Here is a 19034-nt window from a genome sequence, read left to right as displayed (position 1 = left end):
TGTTTTCTCGGTCGGTTCGAATCGACTATCAAAGTTCCGTTATTCTCGTTGGAAACCGGCGGTCGAACCCCCGGATATTGGGGCCGCCGGGGGGTCGGTGCGGTCCCGACGCGCGGCGAACACCGCTGTCGACGCGGGGTGACGGCCGGCGCGCGGCGGCGGACTACCCGGACGGGCCGGTGATGTCGAGCGGCCGAAGCCACCCGTACCAGACGATAAAGACCATCCCCGCGTATCCGAGCGTGAACACGAGCATCCCGAGACCGTTGTAGCCGGCCTCGCCGAGTAGGCGGCGCGCCACCCCCGGGAGGACGATGCCGAGCGTCACGACCGCCGCGAGAAGGAGGTTCCCCCGCGACAGAAACGACTGCTTCGTCTCGCTCATGAGCGCCACTCGGGGCCGAGGTGACGTGAATCGCACGGTTCTGAGAGCGACCCCGAACCCCGGTCCCGACGCGCCCGAATCGCTCGACTGCGCGCCCGCGGCACCGAAAACCTATATCGTCCCCCGACGCACCGCGGGTATGCATCTCCGTCCCCTGCCCGAGGAGCACCGCGAGACTACCGCGAGTTCCTCAACTACGCCTTCCGCCCCGAGAACGGCCCCGACTGGTCGAACGAGCGACTGCCCGACCCGGAGAACCACCGCCCGCGGGGGTTCTACGACGCCCCGCCCGACGCGGCTGTCGAGGACCCCGACGCGGCCGACCTCCGGACGGTCTGTGCCTTCTACGACTTCACGGCTCGCGTCCGCGGCGAGTGGCACCCGCTCCCCGGTGTCTCGGCGGTCGCGTCACCCCCGGAGGCGCGCCGACAGGGCCACGTCGCCGCGATGCTCGACGACCTCCTCGCGGAGTTCCGCGACACCGGTCGGTACCTCTCGGCGCTTTGGCCGTTCGAGTACGCCTTCTACCGCCGATTCGGCTGGGCGACCGCGAACAACTACGCGAAGACGACGGTGCCGCCCGACGAACTCGGGGCGGTCGCCGCCGACCCGGCCGGGGAGTTCGTCCGACTCGACGCCGACGACTGGGAACGGGTCAAAGACGTGTACGCGGCCGCGGCGACCGAGGACCTCGCAGTAGACCGAAGCGAGGGCTGGATTCGCCACCGGCTGTTCCGCGGGTGGGAAGACGACCCGTTCGTCTACGGCTGGGAGCGAGACGGCGACCTCCGCGGCTACGTCGTCTATGCCGTGACCGGCGACCGGGAGTCGCGGACGCTGTCCGTGAGCGAACTCGTTGCCGTCGACGCCGAGGCCCGCGCTCAGCTGTTTCGGTTCCTGCGGGACCACGACTCACAGGTCGACGAGGTCGTCCTCTCGTCGGAACGCGAATCGACCCGGCTCATCGACGACCTGACCGACCCGCGGGCGGCGACGGTCGAACTCAAGCCCGGCCCGATGGTCCGAATCGTGGACGTGCCGGCGGCCCTCGAAGCCGTCACGTTCCCCGCCGACGCCGCCTGTGACCTCGTCCTCGCGGTCGAAGACGGCCGATGCGACTGGAACAACGGCCCGTTCAGCCTCGTCGTCACCGACGGCACGGCGAGCGTCGAATCGGTCGGCCGCGACGCCGACCCCGACGCGACCGTCGAAATCGGGGCGCTCTCGCAACTCCTCGTCGGCGCGCGGGCCGTCGAGGCGCTCGCCCGCACCGACCGACTCTCGGTCGCTGATGCGGAGGCGGCCGACGCCCTCGCCTCGGTGTTCACAGAGCGGGACCGCTACCTGCGCGAGGGGTTCTGAGCGAGCGGAGCGTCGAGCCCGCCACCCGACCGGGTCGGGTTTTTTCTCACCGGCCGCCGAAGTCCGGGCGTGGCATCAGTTCCGATTCTCGTCGGATTCACAGTCGCCGGCGCGATTCTCGCGTGGAAGGGCGGCGACATGCTCGTGCAGGCCTCGGACCGTTTGGGCGCGTACTACGGGCTTCCCGCCATCGTGCAGGGGGCCATCATCGCCGCCGTCGGGTCGAGTTTCCCCGAGCTATCGAGCATCGTCATCGCCACGCTCCGGTACCAGTCGTTCGACATCGGCGTCGGCGCGGTCGTCGGCTCCGCCGTCTACAACATCCTCATCATCCCGGCGGTGTCGGCGCTCGTCGGCGAGGGCCAGCGCCTCGCGTCGAACCGCGACCTCGTCTACAAGGAAGCGCAGTTCTACCTGCTTTCTATCGCCGTCCTCGTGCTCACCTTCTCGCTCGCGGTCATCTACAGCCCCGCCGCCGACACCGCGGGCCTCGACGGGTTCGTCACGCGCCCGCTGGCGCTCATCCCGCTCGGGCTGTACGGGCTGTATCTGTTCATGCAGTACCACGACACGCTGGAGCACCGCGCGGGACTCACCGCCGTCGTCAACGACGTGAGCCCGGCCCGCGAGTGGCTCGCGCTCGTGGGGTCGCTCGCGGTCATCCTCGTCGGGGCCGAACTGCTCGTCCGCGCGGCGGTCGGCCTCGGCGACGCCTTCGGCACGTCGCCGTTCCTCTGGGGGCTGACGGTCGTCGCCGCCGGTACGAGCCTGCCGGACACGTTCGTCAGCGTCGCGGCCGCACGGCAGGGCAACGCGCCGATGAGCCTCGCCAACGTCTTCGGGAGCAACGTCTTCGCGCTCCTCGTCGCCCTCCCGGTCGGCATCCTCGTCGCCGGTGGCGCGGTCATCAACTTCGAGGAGGTCGTGCCGATGATGAGTTTCCTCACGGGCGCGTCGGTCGTCTTCTTCGCCGTCCTCCGGACCGAGATGGCACTGACACGCGGCGAGTCGTACGTCCTTCTCGGGACCTACGCGCTGTTCGTCGCGTGGCTGGTCGCCGAAAGCCTCGGCGTGACGAGCGTCCTCGGCTGAGAGGCCGACCGGTCGCGAGCGCGACCGCCGCGACGTCGGCTCAGTCCGGCGGTTCGACCCAGACCGGGCCCGCCCACGCGGTCCCGGGGAACTCGCAGTCACGCGGGACCTGCGTGACCCGGAGATAGTACGCGTCGGCCGCCGAGCGCCGGTCGTCGTCCCAGACCGTTCCCTCGACCGGGTCGTCGTCGGTCCACGAGACGGTCGCCGTGTACGCCGAAAGCGGCGCGTCGGGGTCCGAGGTAATCGCGTGCGACCGCCACGTCTCTCCGTTTTTGACCATTTCGACGCGTTCGAGCGGGGCGGTCCCCGCGACCTCAACTTCGACCTTACGGGGTTCGTCGCGGGCGGCGAGGCGGAGCGAACTGTCGTTTTCGCCGGGTTCGACGCCGCCGACAGAGAGGGACGCGAGGATGCGGTGCGGCTGGGTCGTCCCGTAGACGCGGCGACTTCGGAGGCTCTCGAACACCGCCTCGCGGGTGAGTTCGGGCGCTCGGAACGCCGAGAGACCGCCGGGATAGCTCCGCTCGTTCCAGACGCGCCAGATGCTCGACCAGCCGACGCCGTCGTCGACCCACTCGCGGACCGAGGGAAGGTGCGGGTCGGCGTGGATGAGCGAGTGGCCGGGGTGCGGGCCGTGGTAGTCCGCGCCCGCGACGAGACCGACTCGGTGGCCCATCGAGAGCGCGTCGCGGACGAAGTGACCCGGCTCGTCGGCCTCGCCGCGGCCCATCGCCAGCGGGAACGGGTTCCCCTCGTCGCCCGGGAGTTCGCCGGACCCCCACTGCGAGTACACCTCGACGAGCGGCGCGAGTTCGTCGTCGTACTCGACGGCCGAGAAATCGAACGGATACATGCGCTCGGTCGGGTGGTGCGGAATCGTCACGACCCGCGAGTCGCGGGTCGACTCGAACTCGCGGAGTCGGCTCCAGAGCTTCTCGTAGGTGTCGGTCGTCCCGCCGCGGGAGTCCAGAAGGACGGCGTCGTCGGAGTCCTCGAAGTAGACGTTGACGTGGCCGCCGCAGTTGGGCTGTTTCGTCCACTCGTAGCCGACGAGCGTCACGAACTCGCCGGGGTCGTTGAACCGCTCGGCGACGCGGCGCGAGCGGTCGAAGTACCACCCGTGCATGAGGGCGCGCTGGAGCGACGGCGGGATGAAAAACCCCATCGTGTCGTGGTCGGTGTAGGCGACTACGTCGAGGTCCATCGCGTCACGGCCGAACCGATAGCCCTTCCGCAGGCTCCCCGTCCCGTCCGAGAGCCGCGAGTGCAGGTGGATGTCGCCCCAGTAGACGCGCTCGTCGGGGGGGGTCGGCGGAGACGGAAACGGGGTTCGAGACGTACCGCTCATCGAAGCCGGGCCGCGAGAAGGTCAGGTAGTGGACGCCGGGCGTCTCGAAGGAGACGGCGTCGGCGAGTCTGACGTACCCCTCGTCGTCGCCGGCGAGGGAGACGCGGTCGGGATACGTCGCGTTATCGTCGGTCGCAGACACCCGCAGGTCGCCGTCGTACGCGCCGTGAAGCCGCTCGTACTCGTCCCACACCTGCACCGTGAGGCCGAGAGATTCACCGACGGCGACGGTCGACGGGAGGACCGCGTGGACGCGGTCGAGCGAGCCGGTTCGACTGCGCAACAGGTCGCGGACTGACGGCCGCCGCTCGGCGAACACGCGCATCGTCTCCGCGAACTTCCCGAGGGTTCCGGGGGGTTCGGCGTCGAACACGTAAGGGAGTACGAACGCGTCGCTAAAGAAGGACGAGGCCGACGGGAGTCGGATATCGAAGCCACTCTCGGGAGCAGTCGCTCAGAAAACGGAAAACGGACTCGCCGCGGAAAGGGCAGTCGCGGCGAGCGAGGTTGATGACGACTGCACGCGCAGTCGGGGGGTCGGGGGCGGTCCGAATCCTGTTAGTCGCCGGGCGTGTTACCGCGCTGGTACCGGCCGACCATCTTCCACATCGCCGCGTCGAGGTCCTCGCCGTCGGCGGCGGACTCAATCTGGCGGTACAGGTGTTCGGAGACGTCGATGGTTGGCATCACCAACACGTATGGCGTGTACGGATTTAATACTACTGGGATACAGAACTGAGTAAATTTATCCGAGGCCGCGGGACCTCGAATCGAGAAATCGGAAGACAGCGCCGCCGCTCTGGCTCGTGAGACGGTTGTCTCCGAGAGAAACTCGGATTGGAAGACGTGACAGAAATCGGAATGTTCGCTACTGCCGCGCCTGCCGGAGCGACGCGCCGTCGAAGCGCTTCAACGCGAGTTCGCCCGCTTCGAGCGGGTCGACGGGCGTGTCGTGTTCGTCGTTCATGTGTTCCATCACGAGAACGCCGACGCTCTCGCGGGAGTCGGCCGTGGAGGTGTGGCCGCACCCGTACAGACAGGTGAGTTCGTATTCCATGTTATTCGGTACCACAATCTATCGCGTGATATAGCTTTCTCTGTATTCGCTCGTTCGACCAGTCATGTGCCGGTAAATGCAGACGATTCTGTGCAAATAGGGCCGGAATTGAGCTGAATAAGCAGGTATTTGGGTCAGACATTAGTGATTCTCTGTGCCGAGACAGTCGCCGCTCGGTCGGCGGAGTCGAGGCTTCGTCGCTGATTCGTCCCGACGGCACGAACGACAGACCGAACGTTCTCTCGGTCAGTGGTATCCGCAGAAGTTGGGTGGCCGGGGAGTTTGAGCCCCTGACACGCGTCGGCAACGAATCGTTATCGACGCGAGTGGGCCAACGCGGATTTGAACCGCGGGCCTCCCGGTTATCAGCCGAGCGCTCAACCTGACTGAGCTATTGGCCCAGGTAAGCGCATTCACTCGTTGTGCGCTGTTGATTTTAAGACTTTCTTTTCGGAGGCGCGTTGGTGCGTGTTAGTGAATGTCGTCGCTGTCGGTCGATTGCGGGGCTCGAAACGCGGGCCAATCGCGTGGCTACGCGGATGAAACACCGGAACAGCCGACGCGAGAGCGGAGAAGACGCGTTACGTGGAGTCGTTGCGGTCACCGTCGAAGCGGTAGGAGTCGGGGTCGGCGTCGTAGACGCCGTCGCCACCGCTACTCCCGCTACTGCCGCTCCCGCCGGAACCGCTCCCGCCGCTCGGGCCGGGCGAGCCGCCGGGGCCGCCGGGACCGAAGTCGCCCTGTGGGAAGCCGGTCGTCCAGACGTTGCCGGTGACGAAGCCGTCGGCGCGCTTGTCGAGATACGGCTTGACGACGAAGCGCTTGAGCACCTCGCGGATGGGGTACCGAGTCACGGGGATGGCGAGCAGGAAGCCGATGGTGTCGGTGACGAGCCCCGGCGTGAGGAGGAACGCGCCCGCGGCGATGAGCAGGCCGCCGTCCATGACCTCGTTCGTTGGGAGGTCGCCCCCGGCGAACTTCGACTGGAGGCTTCTGAGGGTGTGTCGCCCCTCGGCGCGGACGATGAGCATCCCGACGAGCCCGGTCAGGACGACGAGCGCGACGGTCGGCACGAGGTTGATGTACTGCGCGACGACCACGAGTAGCAACGCGTCGGAGAGGGGGATGAGGAGCAAGAGCGCCATCAGCGTGCGCGTTCGCATGGGCGACACTACCGGGTCGCGGCCCATAGCCCTTTTGTCCCGCCCGCGGCGCGTCGGTCTCCCGAATCCGGCCGCGACGGTCGTCGAGGAGCTCGCGCGACCCGCCGACGGCGACCGGTCGTGCCACGAGGGCTCGAAGCGCTTACCCGCGTCCACCGCGGATGGGTGGACATGACCGACGAGACGCGCGTCGAATGGCGAGAGTGGGGCCCCGACGCGTTCGCCGAGGCGCGAGCGGCGGACAAGCCGATTCTGCTTTCGCTGTCGGCGACGTGGTGCGAGGACTGTCACGAGATGGACGCCGAGACGTACGCCGAGCCGCGCATCGCGGCCAATCTCAACGACGGCTTCGTCCCGATTCGGGTGAACGTGGACCGCCAGCCGCGCATCCGCGAGCGGTACAACATGGGCGGCTTCCCCTCGACCGTCTTCCTCGCGCCCGACGGCCACCCCATCACGGGCGCGACGTTCATCGGCCCCGACGGCATGCGGAAGGTCATCGACCGCGTGCGCGAGGTCTGGGAGAAGAAGGGCGCAGATGCCGGGCGGCTCCCGCGGGCGCTCAGGGGCGACCTCCCGCCCGCGGGCGAGGTTTCGCCGCAAATCGAATCGCACCTCGCCGGCCAGTTGGAAGTCGCCTTCGACGAGGCCCACGGCGGGTGGGGCGACGCCGCGAAGTTCCCGCTCCCGCGGACCGTCGAGTTCGCGCTGAAGCGCGACCGAAGCCGGGCGCTCCGGTCGCTCGACGCGATTCGCGACGGCCTGTACGACCCCGTCGAGGGCGGCTTCTTCCGCTACGCCGACGACGCCGCGTGGTCGAAGCCGAACCGCGAGAAGACGCTCGAATCGAACGCCGCGCTCCTGCGGGCGTTCGCAAACGGCTACCGCTACACCGGCGAGGACGCCTACCTCGACCCGGCGGCGGGGACCGCCGACTTCCTCGTGGACTCGCTGTGGACCGGAACCGGCTTCGCCGGGAGCATGGGTCCCGCCGCGGGGACCGACTACTACCTCCTCGGAGAGGAGGGCCGCGACAACGCCCCCGGCCCGCGGACCGACCTCACGGTGTACGCCGGCGGCAACGCCCTCGCCGCGGACGCACTGTTGGTGCTGGCGGGGCTCACCGACGACGAGCGGGCCCGCGAGTTCGGCTCTCGCGCGCTCGCGCGAGTCGCCGAGGACCTCGTCGACGACGGCGTCGTGACCCACTTCCGGTCCGGCGGCGACGCGGGTGAGGACCTCCTGCTCGAAGACCAAGCGCGCGTGGTCGCCGCGGCCTGTCGCGCCCGGCAGGTGCTCGGCGACGAGTCGGTGGCGGGCGAACCGGTCCTCGAACTCGCCGCCGCGGTCGCCGACGCCGCCATCGACGAACTGTTCGACGAGGGCTCGTTCCTCGACGGCCCCGCGAGCGGCGAGGCGCTCCTGTCGTCGCCGCTCCGCCCGCTGGACGGGAACGTGGAGATGGCGAACGCGCTTCTCGACCTCGCGGCGCTCACGGACGACGAGCGCTACCGCGAGGTGGCACGGGAGACCATCGCCGCGTTCGCGGGCGCGTGGGACCGCATCGGCGTGCAGGTCGCCGCCTACGGGACCGCGGCGGCGCGACTGCTCCGCGACCCGCTTCTCGTCGAACTCAACGACGGGGTCGGCTCCGACCTCCACAGGGCGGCGCTCCGCGTCGCGGACCACGAGGCGCTCGTCGTCCCCGAGGCCGACGCCGCCGACCTCGCCGCCGGGACCGCGCGCGTCAGCGCCGGCGAGACGGCGGTGGAGGCAACCACTCCCGAGGAGTTGATGCAGGCGGTGTCTTCAGTCACGCCCGACGCCTGACTCCACCCCCTGACCGCGACCGGCGGCAACCGAACTCGGGTGTAAACATCCGGTTTGTTTATCAAGGAGAAACGTGACGGACGGTGCATGACCAGTCTGCGAGACCTCGGGCTGTCCGAGTACGAGGCCCGGGCCTACCGCGCGCTCCTGCGGACGGGGGCGACGACGGCCAAGGAGTTATCCCGCGCCAGCGACGTTCCCATGGGCCGCGTCTACGACGTGCTGAACAGCCTCGAACAGTACCACCTCATCCGGAGTCAGGCGGCCAGCCGGCCGAAGAAGTACGTCGCCGTCGAGCCCGACACGGCGCTGGACCGCCTGCTCGAATCGAAGCGCCAAGAGCTGGCCGAGAAGGCCGAACAGTACGAGAACGTCGTCGACGAGCTGACCGACGAACTCGACGCCGCGGAGCCGGTCCACGACCAGTTCTGGACGGCCGCGGTCGGCGCGGACGAGACCATCGACCTGCTCGTCGAGCGCCTCGCGGCGGCCGACGACTCGCTCGTGATGGTCGCCGGGACGCCCTCGCCGCAGTTCGACCTCGACGCCGTCGGCGACCTCGTCGTCGACGAACTCGAAGCCGCGCTCGACCGCGGGGTCGAAGTGTCGATGCTCATGTCGCCCGGCCTCGTCGACAGCCTGCCCGAGAGCGTCAACCAGAGCTACGTGAACCGGCTGTCGAGCACGCCGAACTTCCACGCGCGTACCGCGGAGAACGTCACGGGCGTGTTCAACCTCATCGACGACGTGGAGGTCTGTATCGAGGTGCCGAACCCCCTCGACCCCGGGCGGGCGTTCGCCATGATAGACCTGAAAGACCCCGAGTTCGCCGCCGACCTCCGAGCGACGTTCGACCCGCGCTGGGAGGAGGCGGCACCGCTCTCGCTGTAGCGGCTCGCGGCGGCGGAAACGGGAACTGAAAAACGAGTACGGGACGGGATTCGAAACGCGAGCGTCTCGGGCGTCGAGAGCGTTCAGGCGTCGAGCTCGTCGCGGAGCTGTCCCAGCGTCACCTCGCGCTCGGCGTGCGCGTTGTGCTGGTGAATCGACTCGTCGTTCGACTGTTTCATGTGGACCACCGCGTCGTCGCCGAGGTGGTCGAGCGCGTCGACGGACATCTCGGCCATCGAGCGGACGCAGTCCTCGACGAACTTCGCGTTCGCGTGGGCGTGGTAGGTCATGTGGTCCTCGTCGGGGCGCTTGGCGAGGTTGTAGATGCGCGCCGACATCGAGTCGCGGGCGATGTCGATGAGGTCCATGAGGTCGACCTCGGGCGAGCCCTCCGTCTCGACGGTGAGCGTGGCGTGGCCGCGCTGGGAGTGCCCCGGCTGGGGCACCTTGTCGAGGAACTCCTCGATGGTGTCGTCGTCCACGGAGAGGTCCTGTAACACGTCGCGGGCGCGGGAGGCGGACATACCCTGCGAGCAGGGACAGACGGTCATGCCGACCACTTCCGCGCCGATTTCCTCGCGGGTTCCCTCGTCGGTCGCGGTGGCGCTGGCGATGATTTGGGCGGTGCTCTGGGTGGACAGGCCGCTGGCGGGGGTGTCCTCGCGGACGACGAGCTCGGCGGTCATGCTGACCTCGGCGGTCGTCGTGTACTCGTGTTTGGCGAGGAGGCGCTCGGCGGCGTCGCCGCACATGTCCTCGACGCGGTAGGCCGGCTCGGAGACGGCGGCTTCGAGGACCTCGTCGATGACCTGCATATTTCGGCTCATGTCGATGCCCTTGCGGCCGCCGGGGAGGTCGACGAACACTTCGAACTCCGCCATCAAGACGAGGGGTCGCTTCCCGTCGCGAGCTATCTTGACGAGCTTCTCGACGCCCGTGACGCCGACCTGGCTCAGCCCGACGGTCACGTCCGGCTGGGAGGCCTGTACGTCAGGCAACTGGTGACTCATCGGAGAATAAGAAGTGCCGTTGCTGATTAGTGCTTTCGATAGGGGAACGGAATCGCGGGCGAACGCGCCGCTGTGTTCCGACTAGGGCCAGTCGTCGCGGCCCTCGTCCTCGAAGGGGTCGGCGGGGGCGTCGTCGTCGCCGGCGAGCACCCACTCGGCGGCCTCGGCGGCGTCCTCGACGGGGAGGTACTCCCAGCCGATTTCTTCGGCCACCGCGCGGTCCTCGTCGGACGTGCCGACGAAGACGTGCCGGTCGGTGTCGAACTGGCGCATCACGTTTTCGAGGCTCTCTTTGACCCCGCGCGGTCCGGAGAAGAAGTCCTGCCGGATGCGCTCTTTCCGGGTGAAATTCGTCACGACGTAGGTCGGCTTCTCGCTCACCACGCCGATGTACTTCGTCCACGTCCGCGCGTCCGAAAACGCCGCGTTCGGGTCGCCGAGCCGCTTGAGCGCGGAGAGTTCGAACGCGAGCGTCATCGTTCCTTGGCCGCCACCTGTTGCCATACCCGGCGATAGGCGGCGACGCGTGGAAAACGACTTCGGTCCCGGCCGTCCGCGAGCGGGAGACCGACGGCTCGGCGGCGACCGAGACGGGTTGCGAACGCGGGCGACGGGGCGTGCACAGAGGAATTACTTGACGCGAACGTAGTCGGTGAACACCACGACGTCGCCCCGCGAGAGCCGCGAGGTGGCCGGGTCGATATCGAGCGACCCGGCGGGGCTGGCGGTCGCAAGCGCGTGTTGGGTCCGCTCGCTCAACTCGTCGAAGTGGTGAACCCGTGCACCGGGCGGGACGTCGGAGACGGGGGCGACGGTCGGCGGCGCGGTGGCGTCCGGAGAAGACGGTTGCTGTCCGTCTTTTGATGACATGTGGTAACACACTTCATGGAGGGAGATAAATGTTTGGCCGTTGGGGCGTGGGACGACGAGGGAACGGGAGGGCTGGCGACGGTGAGCGCGCCGGACGAAAGAGAGCCAAAACGGAAGCGAGCGAACCGCGGACGCGGTCGGGCCCGAGCCGGACCGGGCGGAACACGCGCAGACGCGGCTGGCCGGGTGAAAACAGCGGGAGCGGGTCCCGGGTTACTGTTCGGCCGCCGCGCCTTCGAGGTCGTCGAGCTGGAAGTCCTGCTTGACGAGGACCTCCTTCTGGCCGCTCACGTCGACCTGTTCGCGCATGAGCTTCTTGTACTTCGTCTGCGGCGAGAGGTCGCCGATGAGGACGCCGCCGACGATTTTGCCGTCCTTGATGGCGAGGCGCCGCCACTCGGTGTCGGAGTACTTGGCCTCGACGTGGTCGTCGCCGAGCGTCGGGTGGCCGAACGAGAGGAACGGGAAGTCGAAGTGGGTGATGGAGTACGACGAGACCCAGCGGAACTCCTCGGAGCCGTAGTCGACCATGTTCTTGGCCGCGATGGTGCCCTGCTCTTTGGCGGAGCCCCACGCGCCGTTCTGGGCGCGGTCGCCGAGGATGAGGTCGTGGAACTCGGTGATGTCACCGGCCGCGAAGATGTCGTCGTGGTTCGTCCGCATGAACTCGTCCGTGTAGATGCCGTTGTCGTACTCGATGTCGGTGCCACCGAGAATCTCCGTGTTGAAGTTGAGGCCGATGGCGATGCCGACGAAGTCGGCGTCGTAGCGGTCGCCGTTGGGGTCGACGGCGGTCGTGACGCGGTCGTTCTCGTCGACCTCGAAGTGGTCGACGCCGGAGTCGAAGACGGGTTCGACGTTGCGCTCGCGGAGCGCCTCGTGGATGATTTCCGCGCCCTCCTCGGAGAGCGCGTAGCGCCACCACGCCTTGCCGCGCATGAGGTACTTGCCCTCGACCTCCTGTGCGGCCGTGATGGCCGCGAGGTCGATGCCGAGCAGACCCGCGCCGATGACGACGGAGCTGTCCGCGCCCTCGATGTGCTCTTTGATGTCGCGGGCGTCCTGGAACGTCCAGAAGTGGTGGATGCCCTCGGCGTCGGAGTTCTCGACGGGGAGTTGGGTCGGCGTGCCGCCGATGGCGAGGAGGAGTTTGTCGTAGTCGTACTCGGTGCCGTCGTGGGCGGTGACGGTGTGGCCCTCGGGGTCGATGTTCGTGACGAGCGTGTCGAGTTCGAGGTCCACGTCGCGGTCGTCGTACCACGACTCGTCGTGGATGGAGATGGGTGCCTCGGGCAGTTTGCCCTTGGCGAATTCCTTGATGAGAATGCGGTTGTACAGCGGTTCGCCCTCGTCCGTGATGATGGTGATGTCGGCGTCGGGTTCCTCTTCGCGGAGTGTCTCAGCCGCTGAGGCCCCGGCGATACCGTCGCCGACGATCACGTACGATTGGCTCATGACCCGACGTTTGTATTCGGGGTTAATGTGGATTGCTATCTCCCTCATGATTGTTTCGCAGTCGGAAATCGGGGCGAGATGGGGAGACAGGAGCCGAATCGTGGGTGTTACTGCGTCTCACCGACCCGCTCGTCGAAGCCGCCGTCGGCGGCGACAGGGCACTCCGACGGTGCCGACGCCGCGTCGCCGTCGCCGCGAGCGGGCGCATCGCGGGCGAGGTCACGGACGCGGCCGGGAACACCGCTGGTAGCGACGATACCGACAGCCCCGCGGACGACGGCGATGCCGGCCGCGAAGCCGAGCGGCCACCCGAGGAACAGCGCTACGAGACCGAGGCCGGGGGCGAGCGGGGCGACGAGCGTCGCGACGGCGGTCGCCGCGAGGACGCCGATAACGGCCGCGAGCGCGACGAGCGCCGTCTCTGAGAGCGTTCTGAACCGACTCGGGACCGTCTCTCGTACGTCGTCGCGGCCGAAGTGAATATCGTCGAACATGGTCGTTCTCCTCGTTTGGAGGGACGACCGCCGACACCAAAATAGTAATCTGAATTACATTTCTGTAAGCGGGCTTACTGTAGCGCGCTTATGCAATCTTCTCGACGGGTTCGACCGCGGAGTCGACGACCGACAGGTCGCCGTCGAGTTCGACGACGAGCGCCTCGTCGTCCTGTTCGATGCGGACGCGGATGCGCCACGGCTCCTCCGAGACGACGGTGAGCGCGTCGTCGCCGACGACCCACGGGAACCGCCAGAACGGCGTCCCGCACACGTCTTCGCCCCGCGAGGAGAGAAAGCCGAGGACCGTCGACTCGTCGAGAAGCACCAGTCCAACGGGCGAGACGGCCTCGTAAGCGCACTGGGCACAGCGGTGGGTCACGACCACGTCGACGTCGAACGGGTCGGCGTCGCGGGACAGCGAGGTGCTCGTCGTCCCGCCGCACTCGGGGCAGACGCCGTCGGCGGCGAGGCAGTGGAGGTGTCGCACGCGCTGGTCGAACGCCGACAGGAGCGCCTCCGACGAGCGGCCTTCGAGACCGCCGGGCGGGAACTCCTCGTGGGCGTGGGTGCGCGCGCAGTCGGCACAGGAGATGGTGAGTTTCTCGTCGCCGTAGTCGGCTTCGAGCGAGCCACCGCAGGCGACGCAGGAGCCGGGAGCCGGAAAGGCGGGGAGGACGGGGTCCTCGTTGAACGTCCCCGCGAGCACGGCGCGGACGACCTTCTCGCCGGCGTGCCGGAAGTCGTAGCCCTCGTCGGTCTTGCGGACGAACTGGCCGCGGAGCTTTCCGAGATGGTAGTTGAAGCGGGCGCTGTCGTCGACGCCGACCCGTCGGCGGAGTTCGGAGAAGGGGACGGGGCGGTCGGGTGACTCCCAGAGCGCTTCGAGGATTGTGAGTCGGGTCTCGTCGGCGACGATGCCGAACGCTTCGGCCGGAGAGATGCAGTCGTCGCATTCGAGGACCGAGTCCTCGCGGACGGATGCGGAGTCGCTCATAGCACCCACATGCGGGCGAACCGCATTAAATCACGTCGTCAAATCTCGTTCGGGAGGCCCGACTCGCGCCCGCGTCGCGCCGGACAGGCGTCGCCCGCGGGACGCGCGACACCGACGCCCCCGGAGACGTGGTCTTTACGTGTATCCGACCCGAAGCGGACGACGAAATGAAGATTCGCCAGAACATCCGCCACTTCGCGACGAAGAAGGCGCTCACCATGCCGGTCATCGGCGACATCGCCACCGAGAAGATGGTGGACCTCCACGTTCGCATCTTCGGCGAGCGCGCGGACCCGGACCGCAGAGACGAGCGCGAGGACCACATGGCGGCGTTCTTCGAGTGCACGTTCGACACCTACCTCGCGGCGCTCGACGCGGGCTACCCCGAGGCCGAGGCCCGCGAGATAACCCACGTCCAGGCCAACTTCGACTTCTACAACCACGGCTGGACCGAGATGATGGAGATTCCGGTCGACGAAATCGAGGCCCACTACGAGCGCTACGAGGAGTTCTTCGAGCGCCACGGCATCGACATCGCGGAGCCGCTCGGCGAGTTCCGCACCATCGACATCCCGGACGCGCCCGCGACGCTCGACAAGCTCGACGACCCGGACCACCCCCACGCGGAGGGCGGCTTCGCCGACGACGTGTACGTCGAAGACGACTCCGGCGAGGTCGGCGTCGGCGGGACCGACGAGCCCGAGGACGTAGACGTGTCGGCCGCGCCGGGGATGCAGGACGTCGACCGCACCGACGAGAAGACCGCCTAAAAGGGGCCGCGCGAAGTCGTTTCTTGCTTAATCGTCGGTCGGCACGGCGGGGCCGACGTCGACGACGCTGTTTTTCCACGTGCCGCGGGTGAACCACGCGAACGCGAGAAGCGCCACCCCGACGTTCGAGAAGGCGATGCCGTACCAGATGCCGGTCGGCCCCATGGAGAAGAACTCCACGAGGACGAACGCCGCGGGGATGCGAAGCACCCACAGCGAGATGAGCGAGAACACCATCGCCGTCCGGGTCGAGCCGCTTCCGCGGAAGCCGCCGTTGACGACGTTGAACGCCCCGAGGAACAGGAACGTCGGGCCGATGATGCGGAGGTAGTCGACGCCGATGGCGATGACCTCCGCCTCGCCGGGGATGAACACCGAGACGATGGGTTCGGCGAACAGGTACGCGGCGGCGGAGACGAACACCAGCGCGGAGACGATGATGCCGATACCCAAGAACACGGCGCGTTCGGCGCGGTCCGGCTGGTCCGCGCCGAGGTTCTGGCCGACGACCGTCGAGGTCCCCTGCGCGAGGCCGATGGCCGGCAGGAAGACGAGCGAGTTGAGGCGGTTGCCGATACCGAACGCGGCGACCGCGGTTTCGGTGCTGGCCCCGCCGGCGTTGACGGCGGCGTAGGCGACGAGCGCCGTGAGGGCGGTCACGCCGAGCGCGCGGGTCGACTGCTCGATGCTCGACGGCGCGCCGATGCGGACGATGCGCTCGACCGTCTCGCGCTCCGGAATCAGGTCGCGCGGCGAGAGGCTGATGCCGACCCGACCCGAAAGCAGGAGCCAGAAGCCGACGAGCGCGCCGACGCCGCGGGAGAACACCGTGGCGATGGCCGCGCCCTGCACGCCGAAGCCGGTGAAGCCGGTCGCGGCGAAAAGCGACTGCCCGAGGCCTTCGAGGCCGACGAGGCCGAATATCGGGTTCGAGTTGAACCCGAGGATGAGAAACGGGTCGAGGAAGACGTTGATGACGACGCCGAGCGCCATCAGGTACATCGGCGTCCTCGTGTCGCCCCACCCGCGGAGGAGCGCCTGGAAGATGAAGAAGCCGAACATGAACGCGACGCCGAGGAAGATGGTGCGGGTGTACTCGACCGCCAACTGGTGGACTTCCGTGCCGGGCGTCGTCCCGATGAGCGGGAGCAGTATCGGCGTCAGGAGGTAGCCGATGACCGCGAACCCGGCCGAGAGCAGGATGACGAACCCGAGGGTCTGGCCGGCGGCGTGGTCGACCTCGTCGTGGTTGCCCGCGCCCTTGTTCTGGGCGACGAGGACGGTCCCCGCGACGGTGAAGCCGCCGCCGAACGAGATCATGAGGAAGACGAGCGGCCACGAAAACGACAGCGCCGAGACGGCCTCGGAGCCGACGCGGCCGACCCAGAAGGTGTCGGCGAGGTTGTACGCCACCTGCATGATCTGCGAGAAGACGAGCGGGAGCGACAGCACCAACATCGGCTTGACGAGGTCGCCGTCGACGAGGTTGACGTCCCGGGCCTTCGCGCTCATTCGTCGCCCCCCTCGCGCACGAGCTTCTCGACGACGAACTCGTCGAGCGCGGCGCGGACCTCGGTCGGCGCGTCGAAGGCGGACTGACTCGCCGTCTCGGTGCCCGAGGGGTCGGTCACCGCGACGCGCTGGAGGCGCGCGCCGTCGAGCGCGGCGAAGAGGAGCGACGCGGTCCGGTCGGCGTCGACCTCGCGGAAGTCCCCCTTCTCGACGCCCTCGCGGATGATGTCGGCGAGCCGGCGGCGGATGACCGCCTCGTTGCGGGCGATCTGCTCGCGGTAGGCCTCGACGTAGGGGGCCTGCGTCCGCAGTTCGTTGAGCGCCAGACCGAAGCGGTCGTAGTCGCGGTCGTCGTCCGCGCCGGGGACCATCTTGTCGAGGAGCACCCGGAGGCGCGTCTCGGGGGCGTCGCCCTCGGTCGCGGCGACCCGCGCTTCGAAGCGGTCGAACAGGTAGCCGAGAAAGGCGACGAGCAGTTCCTGTTTCGTCCCGTAGTGGTAGTGGAGGAGGGACTTGCTCTTTCCGGCCTCGTCCGCGATTCGTTGCATCGTCAGGTCTGCGTAGCCGTGGGCGCACAGCGCCCGGTAGGTCGCGGCCATCAGTTCTTCGTGGACCTCGTCGGGGACCGACTGGTCCGGCGTTTCGTCTGCACTCACTAACTGACTAGTCAGTCAGCTACTTAAAAAGCAGTTGCGGACGAGAAACGGTTTGCCGGTAAGTGTGCCATCTGTCGGCACGAGAGCACGCGGCACGGCGCGAGCGCCGCGAGCGGGTGAGAAGAGCCTCGAAACTCGGAGCCGGGTCGCTACAGGCTCCGGTCGATTCGGTCTGCGACCTCGTAGCCGGCGACGATGCCGCCGTTGAGCGACCGCTCGGGATACTGCGCTTCCGACGCCATCCCCGCGTAGTAGACCCCCTCGGCCACGTCGTCGCCGAGGTCGTACGGCACCACGAGGTCGAGGTAGCCGCGTTCGTACACCGGGCCAGCCCGCGGGTTGCGAGCGATTTCGAACTCCTCGACCGCCGAGCGGTCGAAGTCGGGGAACATGTCCTCGATTTCGTCGAACCACGCGTCTTCGACTTCCTCGTCGCTCATCTGCCAGAGCTCTTCGTGCGGCCCCTGCACGTAGCTCGCGACGTACAGCAGGTGGTCGCCGCCGTAGCGCTCTTTCGGCACGAAGTTCGTGTGCTCGATGAGCGACCCGAACGGCGCGTCGCGGGCGATGTTGAGCCAGTAGGTGTCCATCAGCGACTCCGACATGGTCGCCAGCCCGCAGACCGCGCCCTGGAAGTCGATGTCGCAGGGGAAGCCCGTGAGGTCTTCGAGCACGTTCGGCATCGTCGCCACGACGACCGACTCGACCTCGTGGGTCTCGGTCCCGTCGTCGGTCTCGACGGTCAGCGACGAGACCGCCTCGCCGGCGGTGTCGAGTTCGGTCACGCGCGCGCCGGTCTCGATGTGCTCGCGGCCGACCGCGGAGACGAGCGCGTCGATGAAGGGGGCGAAGCCGCCGTCGAAGTAGCCGAGTTTCTCGCCGCGGAGCAGGTCGCGCTCGCCGCGGAAGCGCACCCGTCCGAGGAACCACGACGCCGACACGTCGTGTTTGCGCTCGCCGAACTTCCCGTCGAGGAGCGGGTCGACGAAGTTGTCGTAGACGCCGCGGGTGGTGTGCTCGACGACGAACTCCTCGATGGGCGTGTGTTCGTACTCGGCGAGCTCCTCGTAGGCGTCGAAGTCGGGGACGCCCCCGCGCACGTCGACGCCGAGGGTGAGCATCCCGAGGCGGAACTTGTCGTAGAGGCTCATGTGGGGGTACGCGGCGATTTGCCACGCGGTGTCCAGCGGGTGGACGACGCCGTCTACGTAGTAGGCGTTCTTGCCGATGCGCCACTCCAAGTCGTCTCCGAGGCCGAGTTCCCCGGCGAGTTCGACGATGGTCTCTTCGGACTTCGAGAGGTGGTGGTAGAACTTCTCGATGTCGTCGCCGTTCGTCTCGTAGGTCGCCGCGAGACCGCCGAGAGAGTCGGCCGCCTCGAAGACTCGAACGTCGTGACCCCGGTTCTGGAGTCGGTACGCCGCGGCGAGGCCCGCGATGCCGCCGCCGACGATGCCTATCATGCCCCGAGGTTCGGCGTCGGGTGGAAAGTCCTTTCTGATTGGCCGGTTCCGCCGCCGTCGGAGCCGGCGACCGCGGGGCGCATCGTCGCGGTCGCCGAGCGACCGAGACGGGGGTCGGTTGCGACGTTCGCCACATTTTTATCTGCGATAAGGCAACAGCGGGGCATGGTTACGGTCCGCGCACCCGCCACGAGCGCCAACCTCGGAAGTGGGTTCGATGTCTTCGGCGTGGCTCTCGACCGCCCCGCCGACATCGTGCACGTCGAACGGGCGGACCGGACGACAATCGAAGTGACCGGCGTCGGAAGCCAGTACATCCCGACCGACCCCGACCGGAACGTCGTCGGCGCGGTCGCGGAGGCGCTCGACGCCCCCGCGCACATCCGCATCGACAAGGGCGTCCGCCCGTCGTCCGGACTCGGGTCGTCGGCGGCGAGTTCCGCCGCCGCCGCCGTCGCGCTGAACGAACTGTACGACCGCGGCCTCTCCCGCGAGGAACTCGTCCCCGTCGCCGCCGAGGGCGAGGCGGTCGTCTCCGGCGAGGCCCACGCCGACAACGTCGCGCCCGCGCTCCTCGGCGGCTTCACCGTCGCGACCGACGAGGGCGTGACGACCGTCGACGCCGACATCCCGCTCGTCGCCTGCCTCCCCGAAATCGCCGTCTCGACCCGCGACG

General features: G+C 68.1%; 20 protein-coding genes, 1 tRNA gene and 1 pseudogene. 6 read left to right on the top strand and 16 right to left on the bottom strand.

Annotation, left to right across the window (positions count from 1 at the left end):
- Positions 1-163 precede the first annotated feature (163 nt).
- Positions 164-385: a hypothetical protein gene (locus C441_RS07145; protein ID WP_049918016.1), complete on the bottom strand. Its 222-nt coding sequence runs from the start codon at positions 383-385 to the stop codon at positions 164-166.
- Between the two features lie 139 nt (positions 386-524).
- Between C441_RS07145 and C441_RS07140 the strand changes: the two are divergent.
- Positions 525-1747, top strand: a pseudogene (locus tag C441_RS07140) (GNAT family N-acetyltransferase).
- A gap of 69 nt (positions 1748-1816) precedes the next feature.
- Entirely contained in the window at positions 1817-2839 is a 1023-nt protein-coding gene (locus C441_RS07135) for a sodium:calcium antiporter (protein ID WP_007274508.1), read from the top strand.
- Between the two features lie 40 nt (positions 2840-2879).
- Here C441_RS07135 and C441_RS20255 read toward each other — a convergent pair whose 3' ends face one another.
- From C441_RS20255 to C441_RS07115, 6 genes are all read right to left on the bottom strand, one after another.
- Positions 2880-3968: a DUF3604 domain-containing protein gene (locus C441_RS20255; RefSeq protein ID WP_239640821.1), complete on the bottom strand. Its 1089-nt coding sequence runs from the start codon at positions 3966-3968 to the stop codon at positions 2880-2882.
- 82 nt (positions 3969-4050) lie between these two features.
- A complete protein-coding gene (locus tag C441_RS20250; RefSeq protein ID WP_007274506.1) occupies positions 4051-4563 on the bottom strand; it encodes a hypothetical protein in 513 nt (170 codons plus the stop codon).
- A gap of 185 nt (positions 4564-4748) precedes the next feature.
- The gene (locus tag C441_RS20505) at positions 4749-4877 is read right to left on the bottom strand and encodes a hypothetical protein (RefSeq protein ID WP_004042243.1); all 129 of its coding nucleotides are present in this window, start codon (positions 4875-4877) and stop codon (positions 4749-4751) included.
- A gap of 181 nt (positions 4878-5058) precedes the next feature.
- Complete coding sequence (locus tag C441_RS07125; protein WP_007274505.1) at positions 5059-5247, bottom strand: hypothetical protein; 189 nt, start codon at positions 5245-5247, stop codon at positions 5059-5061.
- 327 nt (positions 5248-5574) lie between these two features.
- A tRNA-Ile gene (locus C441_RS07120) sits at positions 5575-5648 on the bottom strand.
- 180 nt (positions 5649-5828) lie between these two features.
- Positions 5829-6410, bottom strand: coding sequence for an FxsA family protein (locus C441_RS07115; RefSeq protein WP_007274504.1), 582 nt, complete (start codon positions 6408-6410; stop codon positions 5829-5831).
- Between the two features lie 171 nt (positions 6411-6581).
- On the opposite strand from C441_RS07115, the gene C441_RS07110 reads away from it, so the two are divergent.
- Both C441_RS07110 and C441_RS07105 read left to right on the top strand, forming a co-directional pair.
- Positions 6582-8240, top strand: a complete 1659-nt coding sequence (locus C441_RS07110; protein WP_007274503.1) for a DUF255 domain-containing protein — start codon at positions 6582-6584, stop codon at positions 8238-8240.
- Between the two features lie 87 nt (positions 8241-8327).
- Complete coding sequence (locus C441_RS07105) at positions 8328-9131, top strand: TrmB family transcriptional regulator (protein WP_007274502.1); 804 nt, start codon at positions 8328-8330, stop codon at positions 9129-9131.
- Between the two features lie 83 nt (positions 9132-9214).
- Here C441_RS07105 and mptA read toward each other — a convergent pair whose 3' ends face one another.
- The 6 genes from mptA to C441_RS07075 form a co-directional block, all read right to left on the bottom strand.
- Complete coding sequence (mptA, locus tag C441_RS07100; RefSeq protein WP_007274501.1) at positions 9215-10141, bottom strand: GTP cyclohydrolase MptA; 927 nt, start codon at positions 10139-10141, stop codon at positions 9215-9217.
- A gap of 81 nt (positions 10142-10222) precedes the next feature.
- Positions 10223-10618, bottom strand: coding sequence for a DUF7124 domain-containing protein (locus tag C441_RS07095; RefSeq protein WP_007274500.1), 396 nt, complete (start codon positions 10616-10618; stop codon positions 10223-10225).
- A 153-nt stretch (positions 10619-10771) separates the two neighbouring features.
- Positions 10772-11011 (bottom strand): hypothetical protein, encoded by a 240-nt coding sequence (locus C441_RS19870; RefSeq protein WP_007274499.1) that lies wholly within the window; start codon positions 11009-11011, stop codon positions 10772-10774.
- 213 nt (positions 11012-11224) lie between these two features.
- Positions 11225-12466, bottom strand: coding sequence for an NAD(P)/FAD-dependent oxidoreductase (locus C441_RS07085; RefSeq protein ID WP_007274498.1), 1242 nt, complete (start codon positions 12464-12466; stop codon positions 11225-11227).
- Positions 12467-12573: 107 nt separating this feature from the next.
- On the bottom strand, positions 12574-12960 hold the full coding sequence (locus tag C441_RS07080) for a hypothetical protein (RefSeq protein WP_007274497.1): 387 nt from the start codon (positions 12958-12960) through the stop codon (positions 12574-12576).
- A gap of 88 nt (positions 12961-13048) precedes the next feature.
- Positions 13049-13957, bottom strand: a complete 909-nt coding sequence (locus tag C441_RS07075; RefSeq protein ID WP_007274496.1) for a winged helix-turn-helix domain-containing protein — start codon at positions 13955-13957, stop codon at positions 13049-13051.
- A gap of 128 nt (positions 13958-14085) precedes the next feature.
- Here C441_RS07075 and C441_RS07070 point away from each other — a divergent pair, with 128 nt between their 5' ends.
- Positions 14086-14727 carry a DUF6149 family protein gene (locus tag C441_RS07070; RefSeq protein WP_007274495.1) on the top strand — a complete coding sequence of 214 codons (642 nt, stop codon included), beginning with the start codon at positions 14086-14088 and terminating at the stop codon, positions 14725-14727.
- Positions 14728-14754: 27 nt separating this feature from the next.
- On the opposite strand, the gene C441_RS07065 is transcribed toward C441_RS07070, so the two are convergent.
- The 3 genes from C441_RS07065 to C441_RS07055 all read right to left on the bottom strand — a co-directional run bounded on the left by C441_RS07065 (position 14755) and on the right by C441_RS07055 (position 18358).
- Positions 14755-16239 carry an MATE family efflux transporter gene (locus C441_RS07065; RefSeq protein ID WP_007274494.1) on the bottom strand — a complete coding sequence of 495 codons (1485 nt, stop codon included), beginning with the start codon at positions 16237-16239 and terminating at the stop codon, positions 14755-14757.
- Entirely contained in the window at positions 16236-16895 is a 660-nt protein-coding gene (locus C441_RS07060; RefSeq protein ID WP_007274493.1) for a TetR/AcrR family transcriptional regulator, read from the bottom strand. Before C441_RS07060 ends, C441_RS07065 begins: the two co-directional genes overlap by 4 nt.
- A 149-nt stretch (positions 16896-17044) precedes the next feature.
- Positions 17045-18358, bottom strand: coding sequence for an NAD(P)/FAD-dependent oxidoreductase (locus C441_RS07055; RefSeq protein ID WP_007274492.1), 1314 nt, complete (start codon positions 18356-18358; stop codon positions 17045-17047).
- 165 nt (positions 18359-18523) lie between these two features.
- On the opposite strand from C441_RS07055, the gene C441_RS07050 reads away from it, so the two are divergent.
- A partial coding sequence (locus C441_RS07050; protein WP_007274491.1) for a homoserine kinase occupies positions 18524-19034 on the top strand: 511 nt, incomplete at its 3' end.

It is taken from the genome of Haloferax sulfurifontis ATCC BAA-897, assembly GCF_000337835.1.
Taxonomy (GTDB): Archaea; Halobacteriota; Halobacteria; order Halobacteriales; family Haloferacaceae; genus Haloferax; species Haloferax denitrificans.
The sequence above is the reverse complement of the archived record's forward strand: the minus strand, read 5'-3'. Positions and strand labels throughout refer to the sequence as shown.